Origin of the sequence: Arsenophonus sp. PmNCSU2021_1 (assembly GCF_036919435.1) — a bacterium.
GTDB classification, from domain to species: Bacteria; Pseudomonadota; Gammaproteobacteria; order Enterobacterales; family Enterobacteriaceae; genus Arsenophonus; species Arsenophonus nilaparvatae.
The window spans coordinates 1-20,695 of record NZ_JAZHPL010000010.1 but is presented as its reverse complement, the minus strand read 5'-3'; the positions used below and the strand labels follow the sequence as shown (position 1 = coordinate 20,695).

27 protein-coding genes and 5 pseudogenes are annotated in these 20,695 nt (G+C 36.3%); 20 read left to right on the top strand and 12 right to left on the bottom strand.

Annotation, left to right across the window (positions count from 1 at the left end; translation table 11 throughout):
• Positions 1-254 precede the first annotated feature (254 nt).
• From V3224_RS22580 to V3224_RS22570, 3 genes are all read right to left on the bottom strand, one after another.
• On the bottom strand, positions 255-806 hold the full coding sequence (locus V3224_RS22580) for a secretion protein EspA (RefSeq protein ID WP_334472831.1): 552 nt from the start codon (positions 804-806) through the stop codon (positions 255-257).
• Between the two features lie 97 nt (positions 807-903).
• Positions 904-1,548 (bottom strand): hypothetical protein, encoded by a 645-nt coding sequence (locus V3224_RS22575; RefSeq protein WP_334472829.1) that lies wholly within the window; start codon positions 1,546-1,548, stop codon positions 904-906.
• Positions 1,549-1,901: 353 nt separating this feature from the next.
• Complete coding sequence (locus V3224_RS22570) at positions 1,902-2,273, bottom strand: helix-turn-helix domain-containing protein (protein WP_334472827.1); 372 nt, start codon at positions 2,271-2,273, stop codon at positions 1,902-1,904.
• Between the two features lie 118 nt (positions 2,274-2,391).
• On the opposite strand from V3224_RS22570, the gene V3224_RS22565 reads away from it, so the two are divergent.
• The gene (locus V3224_RS22565; protein WP_334472826.1) at positions 2,392-3,369 is read left to right on the top strand and encodes a phage/plasmid replication protein, II/X family; all 978 of its coding nucleotides are present in this window, start codon (positions 2,392-2,394) and stop codon (positions 3,367-3,369) included.
• Here V3224_RS22565 and V3224_RS22560 read toward each other — a convergent pair.
• Both V3224_RS22560 and V3224_RS22555 read right to left on the bottom strand, forming a co-directional pair.
• Positions 3,366-4,097: pseudogene (locus V3224_RS22560) on the bottom strand (IS701 family transposase); the annotation flags it as partial. The gene V3224_RS22565 and the pseudogene V3224_RS22560 overlap by 4 nt on opposite strands.
• A gap of 197 nt (positions 4,098-4,294) precedes the next feature.
• Positions 4,295-4,537: pseudogene (locus V3224_RS22555) on the bottom strand (IS701 family transposase); the annotation flags it as partial.
• A 66-nt stretch (positions 4,538-4,603) separates the two neighbouring features.
• Here V3224_RS22555 and V3224_RS22550 point away from each other — a divergent pair.
• The 7 genes and pseudogenes from V3224_RS22550 to V3224_RS22520 all read left to right on the top strand — a co-directional run.
• On the top strand, positions 4,604-4,939 hold the full coding sequence (locus tag V3224_RS22550; RefSeq protein WP_334472824.1) for a phage/plasmid replication protein, II/X family: 336 nt from the start codon (positions 4,604-4,606) through the stop codon (positions 4,937-4,939).
• A gap of 20 nt (positions 4,940-4,959) precedes the next feature.
• The gene (locus V3224_RS22545; protein WP_334472805.1) at positions 4,960-5,253 is read left to right on the top strand and encodes a DNA-binding protein G5P; all 294 of its coding nucleotides are present in this window, start codon (positions 4,960-4,962) and stop codon (positions 5,251-5,253) included.
• 9 nt (positions 5,254-5,262) lie between these two features.
• Entirely contained in the window at positions 5,263-5,487 is a 225-nt protein-coding gene (locus V3224_RS22540; protein WP_334472804.1) for a hypothetical protein, read from the top strand.
• A gap of 2 nt (positions 5,488-5,489) precedes the next feature.
• On the top strand, positions 5,490-5,771 hold the full coding sequence (locus V3224_RS22535) for a major capsid protein (RefSeq protein WP_334472803.1): 282 nt from the start codon (positions 5,490-5,492) through the stop codon (positions 5,769-5,771).
• An 83-nt stretch (positions 5,772-5,854) separates the two neighbouring features.
• Entirely contained in the window at positions 5,855-7,420 is a 1,566-nt protein-coding gene (locus V3224_RS22530) for a hypothetical protein (RefSeq protein ID WP_334472823.1), read from the top strand.
• A 12-nt stretch (positions 7,421-7,432) separates the two neighbouring features.
• A pseudogene (locus V3224_RS22525) lies at positions 7,433-7,721 on the top strand (DUF2523 family protein).
• Positions 7,722-7,724: 3 nt separating this feature from the next.
• Positions 7,725-7,958 (top strand): annotated as a pseudogene (locus tag V3224_RS22520) (zonular occludens toxin domain-containing protein); the annotation flags it as partial.
• Positions 7,959-7,977: 19 nt separating this feature from the next.
• Here the strand turns inward: V3224_RS22520 and V3224_RS22515 are convergent.
• Complete coding sequence (locus V3224_RS22515; RefSeq protein ID WP_334472822.1) at positions 7,978-8,952, bottom strand: IS701 family transposase; 975 nt, start codon at positions 8,950-8,952, stop codon at positions 7,978-7,980.
• 252 nt (positions 8,953-9,204) lie between these two features.
• Between V3224_RS22515 and V3224_RS22510 the strand changes: the two genes are divergently transcribed.
• From V3224_RS22510 to V3224_RS22480, 7 genes and pseudogenes are all read left to right on the top strand, one after another.
• A complete protein-coding gene (locus tag V3224_RS22510; protein WP_334472821.1) occupies positions 9,205-9,564 on the top strand; it encodes a zonular occludens toxin domain-containing protein in 360 nt (119 codons plus the stop codon).
• Between the two features lie 66 nt (positions 9,565-9,630).
• A complete protein-coding gene (locus V3224_RS22505) occupies positions 9,631-10,017 on the top strand; it encodes a hypothetical protein (protein WP_334472820.1) in 387 nt (128 codons plus the stop codon).
• The gene (locus V3224_RS22500; protein ID WP_334472818.1) at positions 10,014-10,541 is read left to right on the top strand and encodes a hypothetical protein; all 528 of its coding nucleotides are present in this window, start codon (positions 10,014-10,016) and stop codon (positions 10,539-10,541) included. The genes V3224_RS22505 and V3224_RS22500 overlap by 4 nt, the downstream gene beginning before the upstream one ends.
• 9 nt (positions 10,542-10,550) lie before the next feature.
• Positions 10,551-11,210, top strand: a complete 660-nt coding sequence (locus tag V3224_RS22495) for a type II secretion system protein GspD (RefSeq protein WP_334472817.1) — start codon at positions 10,551-10,553, stop codon at positions 11,208-11,210.
• 174 nt (positions 11,211-11,384) lie between these two features.
• A complete protein-coding gene (locus V3224_RS22490; RefSeq protein ID WP_334472815.1) occupies positions 11,385-11,612 on the top strand; it encodes a transcriptional regulator in 228 nt (75 codons plus the stop codon).
• Positions 11,613-12,040: 428 nt separating this feature from the next.
• Entirely contained in the window at positions 12,041-13,219 is a 1,179-nt protein-coding gene (sctE, locus tag V3224_RS22485; RefSeq protein WP_334472814.1) for a type III secretion system translocon subunit SctE, read from the top strand.
• A gap of 386 nt (positions 13,220-13,605) precedes the next feature.
• Positions 13,606-13,866, top strand: a pseudogene (locus V3224_RS22480) (transposase); the annotation flags it as partial.
• Positions 13,867-13,883: 17 nt separating this feature from the next.
• Here the strand turns inward: V3224_RS22480 and V3224_RS22475 are convergent.
• Positions 13,884-14,858, bottom strand: a complete 975-nt coding sequence (locus V3224_RS22475) for an IS701 family transposase (protein WP_334472813.1) — start codon at positions 14,856-14,858, stop codon at positions 13,884-13,886.
• On the opposite strand from V3224_RS22475, the gene V3224_RS22470 reads away from it, so the two are divergent.
• Positions 14,843-15,343 (top strand): hypothetical protein, encoded by a 501-nt coding sequence (locus V3224_RS22470; RefSeq protein ID WP_334472811.1) that lies wholly within the window; start codon positions 14,843-14,845, stop codon positions 15,341-15,343. The genes V3224_RS22475 and V3224_RS22470 overlap by 16 nt on opposite strands.
• Positions 15,344-15,698: 355 nt before the next feature.
• On the opposite strand, the gene V3224_RS22465 is transcribed toward V3224_RS22470, so the two are convergent.
• Entirely contained in the window at positions 15,699-16,031 is a 333-nt protein-coding gene (locus V3224_RS22465; RefSeq protein WP_334472809.1) for a helix-turn-helix domain-containing protein, read from the bottom strand.
• A 118-nt stretch (positions 16,032-16,149) separates the two neighbouring features.
• Between V3224_RS22465 and V3224_RS22460 the strand changes: the two genes are divergently transcribed.
• The 4 genes from V3224_RS22460 to V3224_RS22445 are packed head-to-tail and all read left to right on the top strand — an operon-like array spanning position 16,150 to position 18,265.
• Positions 16,150-17,433, top strand: coding sequence for a phage/plasmid replication protein, II/X family (locus V3224_RS22460; RefSeq protein ID WP_334472807.1), 1,284 nt, complete (start codon positions 16,150-16,152; stop codon positions 17,431-17,433).
• A 20-nt stretch (positions 17,434-17,453) separates the two neighbouring features.
• Positions 17,454-17,747 carry a DNA-binding protein G5P gene (locus tag V3224_RS22455; RefSeq protein WP_334472805.1) on the top strand — a complete coding sequence of 98 codons (294 nt, stop codon included), beginning with the start codon at positions 17,454-17,456 and terminating at the stop codon, positions 17,745-17,747.
• 9 nt (positions 17,748-17,756) lie between these two features.
• Complete coding sequence (locus V3224_RS22450; RefSeq protein ID WP_334472804.1) at positions 17,757-17,981, top strand: hypothetical protein; 225 nt, start codon at positions 17,757-17,759, stop codon at positions 17,979-17,981.
• A gap of 2 nt (positions 17,982-17,983) precedes the next feature.
• Positions 17,984-18,265 carry a major capsid protein gene (locus V3224_RS22445; protein ID WP_334472803.1) on the top strand — a complete coding sequence of 94 codons (282 nt, stop codon included), beginning with the start codon at positions 17,984-17,986 and terminating at the stop codon, positions 18,263-18,265.
• 81 nt (positions 18,266-18,346) lie between these two features.
• Here the strand turns inward: V3224_RS22445 and V3224_RS22440 are convergent, their stop codons facing one another.
• The 4 genes from V3224_RS22440 to V3224_RS22425 all read right to left on the bottom strand — a co-directional run bounded on the left by V3224_RS22440 (position 18,347) and on the right by V3224_RS22425 (position 20,473).
• Positions 18,347-19,000 carry a hypothetical protein gene (locus tag V3224_RS22440; RefSeq protein ID WP_334472801.1) on the bottom strand — a complete coding sequence of 218 codons (654 nt, stop codon included), beginning with the start codon at positions 18,998-19,000 and terminating at the stop codon, positions 18,347-18,349.
• Complete coding sequence (locus V3224_RS22435) at positions 19,000-19,218, bottom strand: hypothetical protein (RefSeq protein WP_334472799.1); 219 nt, start codon at positions 19,216-19,218, stop codon at positions 19,000-19,002. The genes V3224_RS22440 and V3224_RS22435 overlap by 1 nt, the downstream gene beginning before the upstream one ends.
• A 3-nt stretch (positions 19,219-19,221) precedes the next feature.
• Positions 19,222-19,440, bottom strand: coding sequence for a hypothetical protein (locus V3224_RS22430; RefSeq protein ID WP_334472797.1), 219 nt, complete (start codon positions 19,438-19,440; stop codon positions 19,222-19,224).
• A gap of 832 nt (positions 19,441-20,272) precedes the next feature.
• Complete coding sequence (locus tag V3224_RS22425; protein ID WP_334472795.1) at positions 20,273-20,473, bottom strand: hypothetical protein; 201 nt, start codon at positions 20,471-20,473, stop codon at positions 20,273-20,275.
• Positions 20,474-20,695 lie beyond the last annotated feature (222 nt).

The window sequence follows — 20,695 nt, the reverse complement described above, 5'->3', positions numbered from 1 at the left end:
TAAGTATAATTTATTTCTTTATGCTATTCACTTCTCTATCACAATTCCTCAAAGAACGTTTAGCTTCCGTACCAATATAGACGATTCGAATTTGAAATCACTCATTTACCATTAAGGTTCGCACAATATACAACGCCGTTATGTTGAATAGCCGTCTGCGAAAATAGCTCCTCGCAGACGGCGGTCATTTACACATAACGCCATTGTGCGAACCTGCGGTTATTTACCTTTTGTATTTGATATCATTCTCATTTTTAGCGGATATTTTGCGCGATTGATTTGTTCATTTCTCCTAACATAGTTTGCATACTATTGAGTAAACTAACGGTAACATTGTAAGTTTGCATGACTTTTTGAATTTGTAATTGTGATTGAGAAACAAAATCAGAAGCTCTGTCTGATACGGTTTTGATTGCGGCTTTTACTGCCTGTAATTGACCTTGATCTAAAGCTTGACCTTTTGGCGCGTAATCGTTGATGTTTTTTCCGTCAACAGTGATATTATTTTTTTCCATAAATATTCTGACATCGTCAGGAATTTCTGCTTTTGCTTTATCGCCTTCCTTCGCTACCTTAGCGATGATTTCATCAACTCGATTAGCCATTTCTTGAGAATCTCTTGAAAAATCGACTCTTTTTCTCATTTCAAGATATTTTGCATTGGCTAAATCTGAGAGTAAGTTCATGAAAATATATAATATTTCTATACCTTGAGATAATATAGGATCTTCTTTATAGCCACGTGTAACACTATAGGATCCTGAAATAGCATTACTGCTGAATGAATCCACTGATGAAGTAATCATAATTTATCCTCTTAAATTTATGATGGTTCTTTTGTTTTTTTCATATCTTAAAAAATACATACAGTGAGTTTATTAACTTTAATTGTTAAAACGAATTTTAATGGCGAATGGCCGAATTTATTCGACTATGTAACTCAACTAAATCTTTCGTAAAAGCTCTCATTTGCTCAGAAACTTGCCGAATTTTGTCTGCTAAATCATTAGTATTTTTTGCGTAATTTTGCGAATTAGTTGTTTGAAGTTCTCCTGTCAATTTATCTAGTTCTGCTAATTTTGTGTCGTTAGCCGATTGTATTTGAGTAATGCCTTGTGTGCCGTGACCTAAACCTGTTCCAATCTGTCCTCCGACTGTTAAACTTGTTTGCATTGCCTGATTGGCTTTATCAACTGTATTTGCAGCTACCGCGGTGGAACGACCATATAATGCTCCAGCCCCTGTTCCAGCTAGGCCAATCCCGCCTGCAGCTATTTGTCCCCATGCTGCCCATTTTGCCGCAGAATTTGCGTTATCTATGCCTTCACGTTTTTTATCCATTGAAGCAACCTGGATATTCCATCCGAGTTCTTGTTGTTTCTGGTTAAATTCTTGCAAGGTATTACGGAGTTTTTTTAGCATTTCAGTTAGCATCATCATCAGTTCGTTGATTTGAGAAATGCTCTCCATACCATCACTATATGATGATGTATTATATTGAGTTACTGAATTTGTAGCCGGTAAAGTTGATTGAATATCATTCATCATTTTTTCCTTTTTCATAAGAAGCATTGAAGCAAAATATAGGATAATTTTGCGTATACATGGTTAACCTAAACTCCTTTATCTTCCAATATTCAAAAGCGATCAATCAGTTAAATACTGGAGTTGTTTGTTGTAAACATTCTTTATTAATCTAGATAGCCTGACTTGACGGTAAGCCCAAATAAGGGATTTTCGATTAACGGTATTAAACAGGGTATAACCGATGACGTCAGGGTTATTTTTTCTAAATTCAATTTCTAGTTCTTTTAGTTGTTTTTTTCTTTTCCATTTACATCAGCTATTTGTTAATTAAATGTTACATAATCAAGAGTACATGACTCTTAATTATGTACTAATTATGTACTCTTATGCGGAACCCGCATTATTTTACATATTTTATTATTTTTATTTAACATTTCTTCAGCTTGATTTATCAGACTCATACCTTTACTTATTTTTTTGATTACTTCTTGATCTTCTAATGGCAAGTTATTTATTACTTTTATTAAATAATTAGTGTCAGTTGATTTTTTATTATAGATAAGCTCATCAACTGAACAATTTAAAGCGGTGCTGATTGCGATAATTGACTGAATAGTTGGATTTTTTTGTTCATTTCTTTCTATCTTTGATAATTGAGAGAATGATATTTGTGTTTTTTCGGCTAACTCTTCTCTAGTCATTCCTAAAGCTTCTCTCCTTGTTCGTATATTATCACCTATAGCCATAAAAATTCTCTCTTGGGAGTCATTTATAGAAATAATAACTTATTTATGAATAGTAAGTTGACTATTTAAAGATATTTGACTATATATAATCACTATTAGTATTCATAGAGTGGTTATTATGATTGATCTTCTTGAGCTTCAGATTCCATTTAAAGATGAGTATGTGATGAGAACATCTCGTGATAGGGAGCATGGAGGAGGCTCTATCGATTTTATGCAGATTGCTAAATTAAGTGGGGTTCGGTTGTCTGCTCGTGATGTGGAATTTGAGATAAAAGGGGATTTATCTGTTCAGGGATTAACCCATCCTTTTGAATCATTACCAACCCATTTTGCCAGTCTGGGAATGAAGATTTATCAGGGAACCCATTTGATCTTCCCCCGTGTCAATCTTAAGGCTTCACCTGCCAAGCTCTTACAGGGGCATAATGTATTTGGTTCAACCAATATTGCATTATGTGGCTTGGAGTTAATGACTAATTTAGCGGTTTCCATGCCACATCTTTTTAATTTGTTAGATGTGGCAAATACTGAAGTTTCTGAACTTCATACAACGTTATCAGTGAGATTACCGACGGAAAGTATTTGTAAACAGGTCATTGCTTATTTTAAGAATATCAGTCATGGACAAACCAAAGCCACGAAATCAAACGATCATGAATCCACCGTTTATTTTAACCGTGGCTCTAAACTCAGGGAACTGTGCATTTATTACAAAGCGCTTGAACTGGCAAAACGTTTGGGTGAAATACAAAGAAAATTACGCGTTAATCCCAATGATGAGGTGTTGCTTAATCAGTTTGCCATTTTAAATGATAAACGCCTGACGGATTTTGCCAATAACCTGTTGAGGTTAGAAGGGCGATTGAAAAAACGGTTTTTAAAAGATAATCAGATTCCGGTTAATTTTTCGGCGCTTTGTCTTTATCAACAACACTATGAACGTGATGGGGCTAATTTAATTTACGATCTGTGGATGAAAAGTTTTGATGATTTGCTGACGGCACTGAGGGGAATGGAAATGAATATTTATGATGACGAACATATTTTTGAACAATTAAAATCTCATTATTACACGAGTTTCGCACAAAACTAATTTGGGTACGCTAATAAAACACGGATTTGCTCAGTAATAGCACTTTTGATTACGTCCCAATTTTGTTGATAAAGGGTTATTTTTTCAGATATACGACGTTTATGTTGTTCAAACCACGCAGAAATAGCGAGAAAAATATGATTTCTTTGCGCTCGGCTCGTGCGAGCCTGACAGCGTTCAATACCACAGTTTTGTTTAACTTCTCGATGATAAACTTCAACAGACCAACGGGCATCCATGATAGATTTGAGGTATTGACGGGTGTGATTCTCTTTGTTTGTTACTATGTAATCAATACGGCCGTTTTTGGCTGTAAATTTGAAAACGGTTACCCAACCATATCCTCGCAAGTGTATTGACGTTCCTTCTTCTGAGATGTCTAACTTGTTCAGTTGTTTGTTATGGTTAACAATCCTATTTTTCCTCAGCGTGGTTACCCAGATCCAACCATGAGAGCGAATTGATTTCAGGTTATCCAGGCTAGAATACCAAGCATCCATCACTACGGCTTCTGGCATGATCCCTCTTTTTTTAGCAAGAGTGAGCATTTCGGAAAAGTGCGTGTTTTTTGTTTTTCCATCAGAATCTTTATCATAAATCCGATAATTGATAGGAATTGATTCAACCTTCGTCAGATCATGCCAAAGCAAATTAACTAAACCTATGCCAGCAATAACCTCATGTTCATTACCTGAATATTGATAATGGACCATCTCTATTTTTTTACTACCACGAGTTTCGCACCAATAAAAAAACGCGCTATTTTTAAGTTTAATTCAGCATGATATATAAATAGACAAAACCTTATAAATTAAATACAAATTATTGTAATTTAATAAAATTTATGTGTTTTAGTAACTTACAGATTAACCATTGCTTTTAAGCCATTTCTAGAACTTTATATGCCTGTGCGAAACTCGTGACTACGTGTTTTGGCAATCAATGTATCATCGGCAATTAGTACGCAAGGGCTTTTTTTGTCTATAGAAGGTTCAACTAATCGCCATAGGTCTTTAGGTCTAAAACATCTACTTTTTAGCCATCGGCTAACAGTGTCATGAGATAAAGGCGATGGGCTTACTTCTGATAATGCTAAACCAGAGTATCTTAAACTGCTTACTTGTAAGAATGTTTTATAGATATCTTTAATACATGGATAACCCGACAAAATATGAACACCCTGATTTTTTCTTGTTTTTAAATTTATACTTCTTTTTTGGAGATTGCGAAACTCGTGTATTATTCTACTACGCCAAAAGGTAATATCTCCTATGCTAAAGCGCAACGGATATTTGGTTTTTATCGTCGTTTAGTTAATGAAGGTTATTTAAATGTTTTTAATTCTCTGGCAAGAAGAACATTTTATGATAATTTAACTTTATTAACGAATATTGGCCTCAGCAAATCACAATTACAAAATCTCACTGGCGACAAATCTAACGTCATTCCTTTTTATAAAGTTATCCATATCGATTTTTCTCAACAACGGCCTAACTGGTATGTCGAGCCAGTGAGTGTTTTTGAACGTCAAGATAATATTTATCCATTTAAACAAGTTGCAAACGCTTAAATCAACAAAGGTGAACCATTATGGCTGTATTGCCCTTATATCAAACGGTGATTAGTGAAAAAGTGACCCGTGTCAGTACGTCTAATGATGGACATGTTTATACCACTGTTATTTTACCCGCGCCTGACCCTTATTCTAAACCGCCTATAGTTAAAATTCGGTCTAAACGACGTGTGGGTGCGATTGATTCAGAAGTGAATGAACTGGTTTGCCGAATTTCCGGGTTTGAACGTTCGTTTAGATATCACGATAAGCAGACAGGGCAACCCTTAACGGGGCATAACGTTGAAATGTTTCTTGATTTAGTGGAATAGGTGATCGCTATGGCTACTCAGGAAAATAATATTGTCGGTGAGATTTGTTCGAAAGTCACAAATGACTGCCAGACAATGGCATTGACGATAAAAGAGTTGCCATATCAGGAACTCCTTAATATTGATTATTCAGTCGCGGCACAATTTTGGGGGATTCCTTTTACCTCGGTAATCGGACTTTGGTTATTTTCCAAAGGTCTTGGTGCAGTAATTAATATGTTTAAAGGTGTTTAATTATGTTGATTAAATTAGGTTTAAATACGTTTTTTAACAAACTTAATCTCCGCACTTTATATTTAAGTGTAGGTATTGGTTTATTCGGTGCTTTTAGTTCTGCAATGTCATTTGCCGAAGCAGCAACAGGGACAAGTACGGCTATTGATTACACGCAATTAACGAACTCCCTTAATTTTAATTCTGTCATGACGGGTATTTTAGCCGTTGCAGGCGGTCTTATTGCCGTTTATGCAGGCATGGCGGGTGTTAAGTGGGTTTTACGTATGGTACGGGGTGCGTAACAAGGAGAGGGGCAAATTAATGCCCCTTTTATACTAATGCTGACAATCGGATTTTATTTTCTGTGTTTTTTGTGGGGGCTGTTATGCGCCTGGGCAGTCATACAAGGGTTGGATTGATATTGTTGTTTTTAGCGTCTTATTCTTATGCTGAAACGTGGAAAACTGAGTATAAAGGTACGTTTGATCACTCTGTTATTTCTAAATCAAAAGATGTTAAGGGTGAAGACGGAACATTTAAACGTGTTGATTATATTGATTCAACTATGCAGCAGCAGGCTTGTAGTGAAGCTAAACAATCTGCTCATAATCTTTTTGATACTATGAAATCTACTTATGCTGAAATTTACCCTGCTTCACAATTTAAATTTGAGGTTAGCGAGTGTTTTTATGATGGTTCTCCGACTGAGAAAATTGTTAATTCTTACGGTGATAGTTTTTGGTTAAAAGCATCGGTTATCGGTGAGATTAAAAGGACTGTTTCTGGTACTGAAAATAATAATAAGGACTTACAAACGCTGGAAGAAGTTTGTATGAATAAAAGTTCGCTATCGGGTTCGTTTCATACAAAAAAAGTGGGTAGTAATTATTATGCTAATGTTGATGGTTGTGAATATATTGCTGATGATGATTTATTGCTTTGTAGTGAAAAGGAGGGCACTTGTCATGCTAAATGGAATCCAACAGGAAAAACGGTAGAAGATGGAAATGGCGAAGATGATGAAAAACAAAAAAGTGATAATAAAATTTCAGGTCAATTGCCAAGTGTCAATAAGGTTTTAGAATCATCTTCAAATTTTCCACCTATTCAGCGCGTTTATAATCCGGTTTCGGGTCAATCTGATTTTATTTCACCCAGTGAAAGAGAATGCGCTGATATTGTCTATCCGACGTATGAAAATGTGACGAGTTATGATGATTCGGGCAATCCTGTTGTTCGTAAAGAGCCAACCAAATATTATAATACCTTTAATTTTATGGGGAATAATTATCTTCAAAAATATGGCTGTTTATATGTACGCACATCAGAGGAATATAAGTCGAGTACATCTCGTGCAGTTTATGAGGCTTTTGATACAGGTAAATTAAATGACTGTACTTGGAAAAGTGGTTTTATGGAGGTTCATAATTGTTCTTATCGTGGGGAACGTCCAAAAATACAGACAGATTCAATTAAATCTTCGGGTAGTACGGGTATAAATGATGCAATTCCTTCTAATGAAGGCAACGCTAATAGTAAATCTAGCGCCAGTAGTTTAGGCAGTGCTGCTAATATTTTTCCTTCATCAGGAACCCGTCAATCGGGTGTCAGTTCATATTCGGGCGCTGCTTCAAATTTTGGGCAATCTTCTGGCTCAACAGGTAACGGGCAAGGAACCGATTTATCGCATCCTGATAATAATGAGCCGGATTTAGATTCACCGACGGTAGAATCAATATTATCGCCATTACAGCATCTTTTTCCATTTTTGGAAAATTTCAATTTGCCGGAACGGGCAGCGTCATGTCCAGTAGCGATTTTTGAGGTGTTTGAGCAGCGTTTTGTCATTGACGCTCATTGTACCTTGTTTGAAAGCATTCGTGGTTTGTTAACCCTGTTTTCAATGATTATTTGGTCATTTATGGGATTACGGATTGTATTGTCTTCTTAAGGGGATTAAGTGATGTATGCCTTGATTGTGTCCGCATTTAATTTTTTATTAGGGGTTTGTCTTTAGAACACTGACGATTAAATTTATTGTGTTTTCAGCGCTGTTTTTAGTGGTCACCGAATTTGTCCCTGTTTTATTAGCTTTACTACCCACGTCAACCAATTTACCGGAGTTGATTGGTCAACTTCCTGATAGTGTCTGGTATTTCATGAATCTGTTTGCGGTGATAACGGGGATGAAGATTGTGATTTCGGCTTATCTGACCCGTTTTATTGTGCGACGTATTCCGGTGATAGGGTGATGTATGGCAATTTCAGCTTATGTAGGTATCCCAAGAAGCGGTAAATCCTATGAAGTGGGTTGCCATGTTATTATTCCGGCTTTTATGAAAGGTCGCCGGATTGTCACGAATATCTATGGCATTTCAGCAGAAAAAATCAGGGTTTATTGTCTTGATAAAAAGAAAGCCGATGAGTATCAATTCGGTGAGATTATCTGCGTTGATAATGAACAGGTTAAAGAGGCTAATTTTTTTCCATCACGAGTTTCGCACAAAACTAATTTGGGTACGCTAATAAAACACGGATTTGCTCAGTAATAGCACTTTTGATTACGTCCCAATTTTGTTGATAAAGGGTTATTTTTTCAGATATACGACGTTTATGTTGTTCAAACCACGCAGAAATAGCGAGAAAAATATGATTTCTTTGCGCTCGGCTCGTGCGAGCCTGACAGCGTTTAATACCACAGTTTTGTTTAACTTCTCGATGATAAACTTCAACAGACCAACGGGCATCCATGATAGATTGGACGTATTGACGGGTGGGATTCTCTTTGTTTGTTACTATGTAATCAATACGGCCGTTTTTGGCTGTAAATTTGAAAACGGTTACCCAACCATATCCTCGCAAGTGTATTGACGTTCCTTCTTCTGAGATGTCTAACTTGTTCAGTTGTTTGTTATGGTTAACAATCCTATTTTTCCTCAGCGTGGTTACCCAGATCCAACCATGAGAGCGAATTGATTTCAGGTTATCCAGGCTAGAATACCAAGCATCCATCACTACGGCTTCTGGCATGATCCCTCTTTTTTTAGCAAGAGTGAGCATTTCGGAAAAGTGCGTGTTTTTTGTTTTTCCATCAGAATCTTTATCATAAATCCGATAATTGATAGGAATTGATTCAACCTTCGTCAGATCATGCCAAAGCAAATTAACTAAACCTATGCCAGCAATAACCTCATGTTCATTACCTGAATATTGATAATGGACCATCACTATTTTTTTACTACGTGTTTTGGCAATCAATGTATCATCGGCAATTAGTACGCAAGGGCTTTTTTTGTCTATAGAAGGTTCAACTAATCGCCATAGGTCTTTAGGTCTAAAACATCTACTTTTTAGCCATCGGCTAACAGTGTCATGAGATAAAGGCGATGGGCTTACTTCTGATAACGCTAAACCAGAGTATCTTAAACTGCTTACTTGTAAGAATGTTTTATAGATATCTTTAATACATGGATAACCCGACAAAATATGAACACCCTGATTTTTTCTTGTTTTTAAATTTACACGAGTTTCGCACGGGCATATAAAATTCTAGAAATGGCTTCAGAACAATAATTAATCTGTAACTTGCTAAGACGTATAAATTTACTTAAATTACAATAAGTTATTTTTAATTTATGAGCTTTTTTCTATTTATATATTATGCTGAATTAAACTTAAAAATAGAGCGTTTTTTTATTGGTGCGAAACTCGTGATTTATACTTCTTTTTTGGAGATTGCGAAACTCGTGTCCATTTAAAACAGAAACAGGTATAGCAGAAGACCCTTTTTGTCAGGCTGGCGATTTGATTTGCATTGATGAAGCGTGGCGCATTTGGGAAAACGACAGGATACCGCAACAACACCGCTCATTTATAGCTGAGCATGGTCATTTTGTGAATGAAGAAGGTATTACCTGTGATTTAGTGGTATTAAATCAATCGGTGGCCAATTTACCGCGTTTTATCAAAGATAGGATTGAGACGACTTACAGAATGACCAAACTGGTGGCGTTAGGGTTACGAAATCGCTATCGGGTCGATGTTTATTCAGGAATTAAACTGTTTAAAAACAACCGTACTTCATCTTATCAGTGAAGTTATGACAAGGCGATTTTTCCACTTTATCATTCTTATGAAGGGGGGCAAGGACAAGAGCAGGTGGTGGATAAGCGCCAGAGTATTTTTAATCAATCTAAATTCTGGTTATTAACATTAGGACTGTTGTTGCTGGTCATAGCCTCCGTTTATTTTCTTTATCAATTTTTTGGTGGTAACGGGATAACGCCCAAAAATCAGCCTGTCTCTGAATCAGTTGATAAATCAAAGACTACCCAAAAATCACATCAAAATCCGTCGCCACAAAATTTATCGGCTCAATGGCGTATTGCTGGCAAGATTAGTCAGCGAGGGCAAGCATGGGTGGTGTTACTTAATCAGCAGGGGCAAATTCGGCTTGAGCCGTTATCGCAGTTTCGTTTTTATGGTTTGCGGATGACGGGCAACATTGACGGTGACGTTGTCACAACCTATTCGGGAGGCATGAAATGAAAAGGGCATGGATAGGGGTGTTGTTAACGGTAAGTCCCTTGTTAATGGCTAAAGGCGTGATGATGGAACTGGATAATGTGCCCTTACCGCAAGCGTTGAATGTGATTTATCGACAGGTTTTTGAACGTCCGTTTATGTTATCGCCAGAATTAATCAATGACCCTCGTAAAGTGACTTTTCGTATTACGCCAGAAATTGATGAACGGGCTTTCATTAAGCGTTATTTGAATAATTTACAGATTGCCATTCATGAACGTAATGGGATTGATTATTTAGTTTCTTTTACGCCAAAAACACCCATAGTACTCAGGGAAACCTATGTCTATCAGCCCCGTTATCGCTCAGTAGAGTATTTATCGGATTTATTACGCAGCCAGTTTGACGGTAATTTTAATTCGCCTCGTAGTGGTATTTCAGTGGGGCAAACCGCACCAGAAAAAGCCGTGGCGGGGACGGCTTCGGATTTCCTGAACCGGACAGGCGATGTACTGGTTTATTATGGTACTAAAGCCGATATTGCCTGATTAAAAGTATTGTTACCTAAAATCGATACCGTGACGGATGAGGTTGTCGTTCCTGCCTATGTTTTTGAAGTGCAAACCGCTGAACGTAATGGGTCAGGTTTGGCATTGGCTGCCAAATTGGTTTCCGGTAAATTTAATGTTGGTATCGGTAAAGAGACAGGATTTGATAATTTTATTCGCTTTAATTTAGGTTCATTAGATGCGTTATATGAATTGTTCCGGACTGATAGCCGTTTTCATGTGGTGAGTTCGCCCAGACTACGGGTGAAAAATGGGGCGCAAGCATCATTTTCTGTCGGCTCTGATGTACCTGTGTTAGGTAAGGTAAGTTATGCCGATAATAAGCCTGTTCAGTCGATAGAATATCGTTCCAGTGGGGTTATCTTAAATGTAAGTCCGCAAATCCGGCAACAGGGTGTTGATTTAACCATTGACCAGCAATTATCAAATTTTGTCAAAACTGAGACGGGCGTGAATAACAGTCCAACCTTGATTAAACGTCAGGTCAATACGCAAGTGAGCGTTGCTGATGGTGATATTATCTTATTAGGTGGTTTGGCTGAAAATAAAGTGACCGAAGCCGATACCGGATTTTCATTTTTGCCGAAGGGCTGGTTTACGGGGGCGTCGGCAGAAAATAATAAAACCGATATCGTACCACAGCGTTAGCAAGGAACGCGGTCTGTCTGAAGAGGCGAACCGACGTAGCCGATAAGAGAATAAAATGTCGGTTTTGGTGTATTACATGTTGTTTGTTAAGCGTTAAGTTGTTTTTTAGCGCTGTATAGCCAGAATTCCGATCTGACTATACAGCTATCACATAAACCTAACTTGGAGGTCTATATGACTGTGTTCGATCCTACTCAATATCCGGAATTACGCAATCTTTTTCCTGAATTAACCCCAGTGCAGTTTGAAATGGCATTGTTATTTGCTTTTGGTATTCCGCAAAAGGAAATCTCCGTATTGCGTTCAGTAGCTTATAAAGTGGTGAGACAGACGATAACGGAAGCCAGAATGAAATTTGAGCCAGCGTCATTAACCGGATTATTAACGGTATTTCATGTTTGATTGATGTTATTTGCTTTGTATGATTGCCAGCAAGGTATTCGGAAGACATAAAAAAGGCGGTCAATATAGGTGCGTTAAACGCACCTAGGGTATTTTATTCGATGAGATAATATCAATGCGGTATTAGGTCATAACTTCTAAAATCAATTATGAAATACCGCCACTTCTGATTTTGAGTCGCATCACACCAACATCAGGGAAACCCGCTTCTTCATGGCGGGATTTTTTTATTTCTGCTTCCCCACAATTAAAAAATCCCAGAACAGGTATAGGTTATTATCAGTTGGTATATATACAATGGTGTTGCAGTACGTAAATCGGGGGTTGTGATTATACCGATCGTAAGTTTTGAGTATAATACCTGATATTAAATATCAATAAGTACAATTAAAATAAAAATTAACTTAAATTAATAGGAATATTATTTCATGAATAATATAAATGTTTTTTCACCTATTCCCTCATCAGAAAGACAAGATCTCAATATTATTAATAATGCTCCTGTTATTAAATCACCGTTACCGCAATCTCCTATACCGCATGAAATATTATTAAATATGGTAGGTGAGAAAAAAACCGGGAAAATCACCTATCAGCAGGCAGACGAGGCTTTAGGAAGGGTGTTAACTGTTTTCCACAACACAGAGAATCTGACTCTAAAAAATATCGAGAAAGTGTCAATTAACGATTTATTTTTACTCTCATCAACCCTTAGTTTAGAGATATTCGGTGATACGGCAAATTCAGTCGCTAAGGCCAGTAAATTGATGACGGATACTCAAGCGTTTTTACGTGATCAAAACGTTAAGGCGTTTCAAGAAGAATTGGTAAAAAAAATTGAGCAATCCGAAAAAAATAAATGGTTAGTTCTTTTCGATTGGGTAGTTGGTGTGGCTGAAATAGCTTATGGCGCGGTGTTGACTTTTCTTGGACAACCCGCAGGTCCAGTTTATATCGCCGCTGGTGTGGCAGGTATAGTCAAAGCTATTGCTGAAACAGCAATATATTTTGGTATAGGTGATAAAGAAATGTGGCAAAAAGTTGCTGATGCAGCATTTTACGTGCAAACAGTACTTGAAGTTGGTGCAGTTATTTTAGATGTTTGCAAAGCTGGAGCATTAGTAACGTTGGGTAGAGGGATCATGAAAGGAACACAAATTATTTTAACAGAGATGATCCCCCAATTAACTCAAGCAGTTTTAAAGAACTCAATAAAGGAAGGTTTTAAAGCAATGAAGGCACTCGCTGAGAAATTTTATGAGATGTTTGTTCGTGAAATAATGCCTTATATTACAAAACTTAAATCACCTAAAAACGCTATAGAAGCAGGTGCTACCATTTTGAATGACGTGACTAATGGTGGTCTAGCTATTGCTAAAGGGAGTATTTATTTAGATAAAGCTGGACTTCAAAAAGAGATTGAAGAGTTAATGCTTGAGCAGAATTTCTTTGAATTTTGTTTTGACTGGTATGATAAAATGAAAGAACAGCAACAAAAAACGCTTAAAAATCTTGTAGATAAGCAAGCCGATAGTTTGGAAGGCGCTAGTAAAAACATAAGTGAGACAGGGATGTTACAGGCACGTATTGCTAGCTCGATTGTTTAGTAATTTAGTTTTCTTAGTAACAAATATTTTTAAAATGTCCGTCAGGACATGGAAGGCGGCAGATTGAAATCGCAAAGATAACCGACTGCAAAACCGCCGAAGCCAGGGGGGACTTATCGGGTAGCAAGGAACCCCCGCGTTAGCGCTCCTGCTAAGCCATCTTTTTACGATAAATAAAGCGACTGAGTAGTTTGAGGGTCGAAGAAAAGCGAATCGTTTAGCGATATTTTGTTTGTTTTTTAATTTCACACCAAATCAATAAAATGATTATTCCTAGATTAATATTCCATAATATACCATTAAGGTTCGCACAAGAGCCTGTACATAAATTTGTGTAATTGCCTGATTTTGATATGTTCAATCCAGCATCAAATGAAGGTTAATTTATGGACGAAAAACAATTGCAGGCTCTGGCTAATAAATTGGCCAAAAATCTCAAAACCCCTGACGATCTCAGCCAGTTCGATCGTCTGCTGAAGAAAATCAGCGTTGAGGCGACTCTCAACGCCGAAATGTCCCACCATCTGGGCTACGATAAAAATCAGCCCAAACCGGGTGCCAACTCCCGCAACAGCTATTCCACAAAGACCGTTACCACCGGCGATGGTCCTCTGGAACTACGCACTCCGCGCGATCGTGACGGTTCCACGAGTTTCGCACAAAACTAATTTGGGTAAGCTAATAAAACACGGATTTGCTCAGTAATAGCACTTTTGATTACGTCCCAATTTTGTTGATAAAGGGTTATTTTTTCAGATATACGACGTTTATGTTGTTCAAACCACGCAGAAATAGCGAGAAAAATATGATTTCTTTGCGCTCGGCTCGTGCGAGCCTGACAGCGTTCAATACCACAGTTTTGTTTAACTTCTCGATGATAAACTTCAACAGACCAACGGGCATCCATGATAGATTTGAGGTATTGACGGGTGGGATTCTCTTTGTTTGTTACTATGTAATCAATACGGCCGTTTTTGGTTGTAAATTTGAAAACGGTTACCCAACCATATCCTCGCAAGTGTATTGACGTTCCTTCTTCTGAGATGTCTAACTTGTTCAGTTGTTTGTTATGGTTAACAATCCTATTTTTCCTCAGCGTGGTTACCCAGATCCAACCATGAGAGCGAATTGATTTCAGGTTATCCAGGCTAGAATACCAAGCATCCATCACTACCGCTTCTGGCATGATCCCTCTTTTTTTAGCAAGAGTGAGCATTTCGGAAAAGTGCGTGTTTTTTGTTTTTCCATCAGAATCTTTATCATAAATACGATAATTGATAGGAATTGATTCAACCTTCGTCAGATCATGCCAAAGCAAATTAACTAAACCTATGCCAGCAATAACCTCATGTTCATTACCTGAATATTGATAATGGACCATCTCTATTTTTTTACTACGTGTTTTGGCAATCAATGTATCATCGGCAATTAGTACGCAAGGGCTTTTTTTGTCTATAGAAGGTTCAACTAATCGCCATAGGTCTTTAGGTCTAAAACATCTACTTTTTAGCCATCGGCTAACAGTGTCATGAGATAAAGGCGATGGGCTTACTTCTGATAACGCTAAACCAGAGTATCTTAAACTGCTTACTTGTAAGAATGTTTTATAGATATCTTTAATACATGGATAACCCGACAAAATATGAACACCCTGATTTTTTCTTGTTTTTAAATTTATACTTCTTTTTTGGAGATTGCGAAACTCGTGTTAGAGAAAAATACGCCTCCTCACATGAGTTTATGGGAGAAAATAAAGGATTTTTTTGTTCAACACATCAGGCTGAAGCACAAGAATGCATTTATAAACTTTGCCATCCTCCAATCGGAACAACACCGGATGATGTAGAAAATATTTTTAAAAGGCTTAGTGAATTAGCCCATCCCAAATGGGAAGGTAATTTTCTGAACAGAGTGAAATATTTTGAGGATAATAGTTTCTATATTAAGGACAAAAATGGAGATGAAATTTTATCTATAATCATCGACTATGACTATAAAGTTACAACGGGTACGTATCGTTGTTTTTATATGGATGGGACTAGCTATAGTTATCCCTTGCAGAGTTCAATAGACCAAACAGTAATTGATGGTCAAAGAAAAGAGACCGTTTTATCAATTTACTAAAAACAACCAATCCAGTATTCCAGTAGATGCAGAATTAACTTGAAAATGTAGGGCAGTAAGACCAATGACCTTACTGCTTGTTCTATCAGCAGAATACGTGACTGTATCTTGAAGTATTTTGAGTATGGTTATAACTTTTGTTAGTTTGCGTCTTAAAATTTCCTATAATGTGCAACGTCGTTATGTTGATGTGATTGTCTGGGTATGTTTATTGATATTCTCATTTTTTATTTCCTACCTTACTGTTTTTCATTGTTAATTAAATGTTACATAATCAAGAGTACATGACTCTTAATTATGTACTAATTATGTACTCTTATGCGGAACCCGCATTATTTTACATATTTTATTATTTTTATTGACTTTTATTTAACATTTCTTCAGCTTGATTTATCAGACTCATACCTTTACTTATTTTTTTGATTACTTCTTGATCTTCTAATGGCAAGTTATTTATTACTTTTATTAAATAATTAGTGTCAGTTGATTTTTTATTATAGATAAGCTCATCAACTGAACAATTTAAAGCGGTGCTGATTGCGATAATTGACTGAATAGTTGGATTTTTTTGTTCATTTCTTTCTATCTTTGATAATTGAGAGAATGATATTTGTGTTTTTTCGGCTAACTCTTCTCTAGTCATTCCTAAAGCTTCTCTCCTTGTTCGTATATTATCACCTATAGCCATAAAAATTCTCTCTTGGGAGTCATTTATAGAAATAATAACTTATTTATGAATAGTAAGTTGACTATTTAAAGATATTTGACTATATATAATCACTATTAGTATTCATAGAGTGGTTATTATGATTGATCTTCTTGAGCTTCAGATTCCATTTAAAGATGAGTATGTGATGAGAACATCTCGTGATAGGGAGCATGGAGGAGGCTCTATCGATTTTATGCAGATTGCTAAATTAAGTGGGGTTCGGTTGTCTGCTCGTGATGTGGAATTTGAGATAAAAGGGGATTTATCTGTTCAGGGATTAACCCATCCTTTTGAATCATTACCAACCCATTTTGCCAGTCTGGGAATGAAGATTTATCAGGGAACCCATTTGATCTTCCCCCGTGTCAATCTTAAGGCTTCACCTGCCAAGCTCTTACAGGGGCATAATGTATTTGGTTCAACCAATATTGCATTATGTGGCTTGGAGTTAATGACTAATTTAGCGGTTTCCATGCCACATCTTTTTAATTTGTTAGATGTGGCAAATACTGAAGTTTCTGAACTTCATACAACGTTATCAGTGAGATTACCGACGGAAAGTATTTGTAAACAGGTCATTGCTTATTTTAAGAATATCAGTCATGGACAAACCAAAGCCACGAAATCAAACGATCATGAATCCACCGTTTATTTTAACCGTGGCTCTAAACTCAGGGAACTGTGCATTTATTACAAAGCGCTTGAACTGGCAAAACGTTTGGGTGAAATACAAAGAAAATTACGCGTTAATCCCAATGATGAGGTGTTGCTTAATCAGTTTGCCATTTTAAATGATAAACGCCTGACGGATTTTGCCAATAACCTGTTGAGGTTAGAAGGGCGATTGAAAAAACGGTTTTTAAAAGATAATCAGATTCCGGTTAATTTTTCGGCGCTTTGTCTTTATCAACAACACTATGAACGTGATGGGGCTAATTTAATTTACGATCTGTGGATGAAAAGTTTTGATGATTTGCTGACGGCACTGAGGGGAATGGAAATGAATATTTATGATGACGAACATATTTTTGAACAATTAAAATCTCATTATTATTCTACTACGCCAAAAGGTAATATCTCCTATGCTAAAGCGCAACGGATATTTGGTTTTTATCGTCGTTTAGTTAATGAAGGTTATTTAAATGTTTTTAATTCTCTGGCAAGAAGAACATTTTATGATAATTTAACTTTATTAACGAATATTGGCCTCAGCAAATCACAATTACAAAATCTCACTGGCGACAAATCTAACGTCATTCCTTTTTATAAAGTTATCCATATCGATTTTTCTCAACAACGGCCTAACTGGTATGTCGAGCCAGTGAGTGTTTTTGAACGTCAAGATAATATTTATCCATTTAAACAAGTTGCAAACGCTTAAATCAACAAAGGTGAACCATTATGGCTGTATTGCCCTTATATCAAACGGTGATTAGTGAAAAAGTGACCCGTGTCAGTACGTCTAATGATGGACATGTTTATACCACTGTTATTTTACCCGCGCCTGACCCTTATTCTAAACCGCCTATAGTTAAAATTCGGTCTAAACGACGTGTGGGTGCGATTGATTCAGAAGTGAATGAACTGGTTTGCCGAATTTCCGGGTTTGAACGTTCGTTTAGATATCACGATAAGCAGACAGGGCAACCCTTAACGGGGCATAACGTTGAAATGTTTCTTGATTTAGTGGAATAGGTGATCGCTATGGCTACTCAGGAAAATAATATTGTCGGTGAGATTTGTTCGAAAGTCACAAATGACTGCCAGACAATGGCATTGACGATAAAAGAGTTGCCATATCAGGAACTCCTTAATATTGATTATTCAGTCGCGGCACAATTTTGGGGGATTCCTTTTACCTCGGTAATCGGACTTTGGTTATTTTCCAAAGGTCTTGGTGCAGTAATTAATATGTTTAAAGGTGTTTAATTATGTTGATTAAATTAGGTTTAAATACGTTTTTTAACAAACTTAATCTCCGCACTTTATATTTAAGTGTAGGTATTGGTTTATTCGGTGCTTTTAGTTCTGCAATGTCATTTGCCGAAGCAGCAACAGGGACAAGTACGGCTATTGATTACACGCAATTAACGAACTCCCTTAATTTTAATTCTGTCATGACGGGTATTTTAGCCGTTGCAGGCGGTCTTATTGCCGTTTATGCAGGCATGGCGGGTGTTAAGTGGGTTTTACGTATGGTACGGGGTGCGTAACAAGGAGAGGGGCAAATTAATGCCCCTTTTATACTAATGCTGACAATCGGATTTTATTTTCTGTGTTTTTTGTGGGGGCTGTTATGCGCCTGGGCAGTCATACAAGGGAATCGCATTAAAAGCAAGACGTTGCCTTGCTCCAGCTTCGGTAGTACTCCCTTTTGCACTAATATAATTTCCTGATCCTAATGCGATACGAAAAGCGTCTAGAACGGTGTCAGATTTACCTGCTCCATGCTCACCTGTAACCCATATGTGAGATCGCCAATCTAGCAAACCACAAAACCTCGCTAAGACTATCCAGCCTAAGAATAATTGAGCGTGAGTGGGATCTTTCCAGTAAATACTATTGATTGCCTTGATGAACAGGTCTACGAGTTCTTCGCCAGCTAATTTCGTCGTTCGCTTAGGCTGTGCTGATTCACGCTGATAAATACCTTTCAGTGATGGATCTAACATTGATACTTTTTTGTCATTTGTTACATCGTAAAGCACGTTGCCTAGATGTTGTATGGTTCTATCGCCATCTCGCCAGAAGCCTAAGCCACGTATAGAATCTGATGAATAAACACCTGCCTTACTGCATTCTCTTATGATGTCATCGGCAGCCTTTGACCAGTCAGGCGTTTTTTTTGCATCTCCATTATCGTTGTATTGAGGGTAATTATTTCGCCACCACGATAAAGGGGCGAGTAACAGCAGATTTGACTCTTTTAAATCTCTCGCTTTAAACATTAATACTTGTAGTTGTTCTTTAGATATGAGATAGAGTGATCCAGCATTATAGCCAATGGCTCTAAACGGTTTTTCTTTTGATTTTTCTTTGTTTTTTCTTTGTTTTTTCTTGGTTTTGATTTCTCCTTTTCCAATTTAATAATGTTAGATGTGTTATCTAATGTCGCTCCGTTTTCTTCGATTGATTTTATAACTTCTGATTGTGTAGTGAGATCCATCTCTTACGCCTCCACTTTGAAGTATTGGCATATTTCAGCAGTCGGATACATTACTCTGCTTCGTCCGTTGTGTTGCATCAACACGCCTTGCGGAAAGTGAGGGTCAAATCTTTTTGCGTAATAGAACAATGCTTTTGATTTTCCTGAAAGTGTAATAGCTACATCAGTAGGGATCATTGAAGGTAGGGTAAATTGAGGAGTATCTTTATCGATAGATTTCATTGAAATCACCTTATTTTAAGTGACTTCTAGGAATCAAACGAGTAGTTGAATAAAACACTATAAACTTACGAAATATGACTATAGACAGCTATAGTCATCTATAGACAGCTATAAAATCTTGATCAAAATTCGTAAATTACGTATTCTATTAACTACAGGTTCGCCAAAACCTAGAAGTCAAAATTATTTAATCCCCGTTTTCCAACGGGTACAATAGAGCCACTTGTTACACGTTATCTGTTCGCAAAACTTCAAACGTGTTTAAGTGGTTTTTTTGTGCTCGTAATACGTTTAGCACATCATCAATACTACAGCACGAGTTTCGCACAGGCCTATAAAATTCTAGAAATGGCTTAAAAGTAATGATTAATCTGCAAGTTACTGAAATGCATAAATTCACTTAATTTACAATAAGTTATATTTAATTTATAAGGTTTTATCTATTTACATATTATGCTGAATTAAACTTAAAAATAGAGCGTTTTTTTATTGGTGCGAAACTCGTGTACAGTAAAAATAATGGAAATTACACCCTCAAAAACGCACAGGTAAACATATTTAACCTATGAGATAAGTGATTGTACAAGCATGAAGACAAGTGAGAAAATATGAGAACAAGAAATAAATTTTACCTTCTTAGGTAAACTTAATTTTTGTTAATGAATTCTGGCATATTTTGATAAAAAAGTTACTTTAAATAACATTTTAATTTTAATTCTATCTCTGTAATGAATTTCTAAATTTCGATTTATTAGTAAATTTTACATTTCAATTTTTAAATTTACCTCAATAAAAATAAAATGACTTTATATAATAAATTTTTAAAATATCTTTATTGTATATACTTATAATATCCATAAAACAGTGTATAGTTAACAAAAACTGGTTTTATACTAAATTTTAAGTTATTGATATAATTATTTTTATTTTTGTAATCCTCAAATGAAAAACAGGTATATTTTTGATGGTTAATAGCCATATTTAAATTTTTACCTCTACCTAAAAACTTCAATTTCCCTCCCATTAATGCCATTAAATGGCTACCTAGTCCTTTTTAATCACTTATTTTTTAAATATTAAAAATCATGAATTAAGAAATAACAGAAAATAACTTAAGTGAAATTTAAAATTATAAATAAATTAAACAAAAATTAAATGTACACATAGACTAAATAAAATAATAAAAAAATTTATACATAAAAAAATAACTGCACACGTATATAGTCTGATATAATATAACTATACACATAGACTT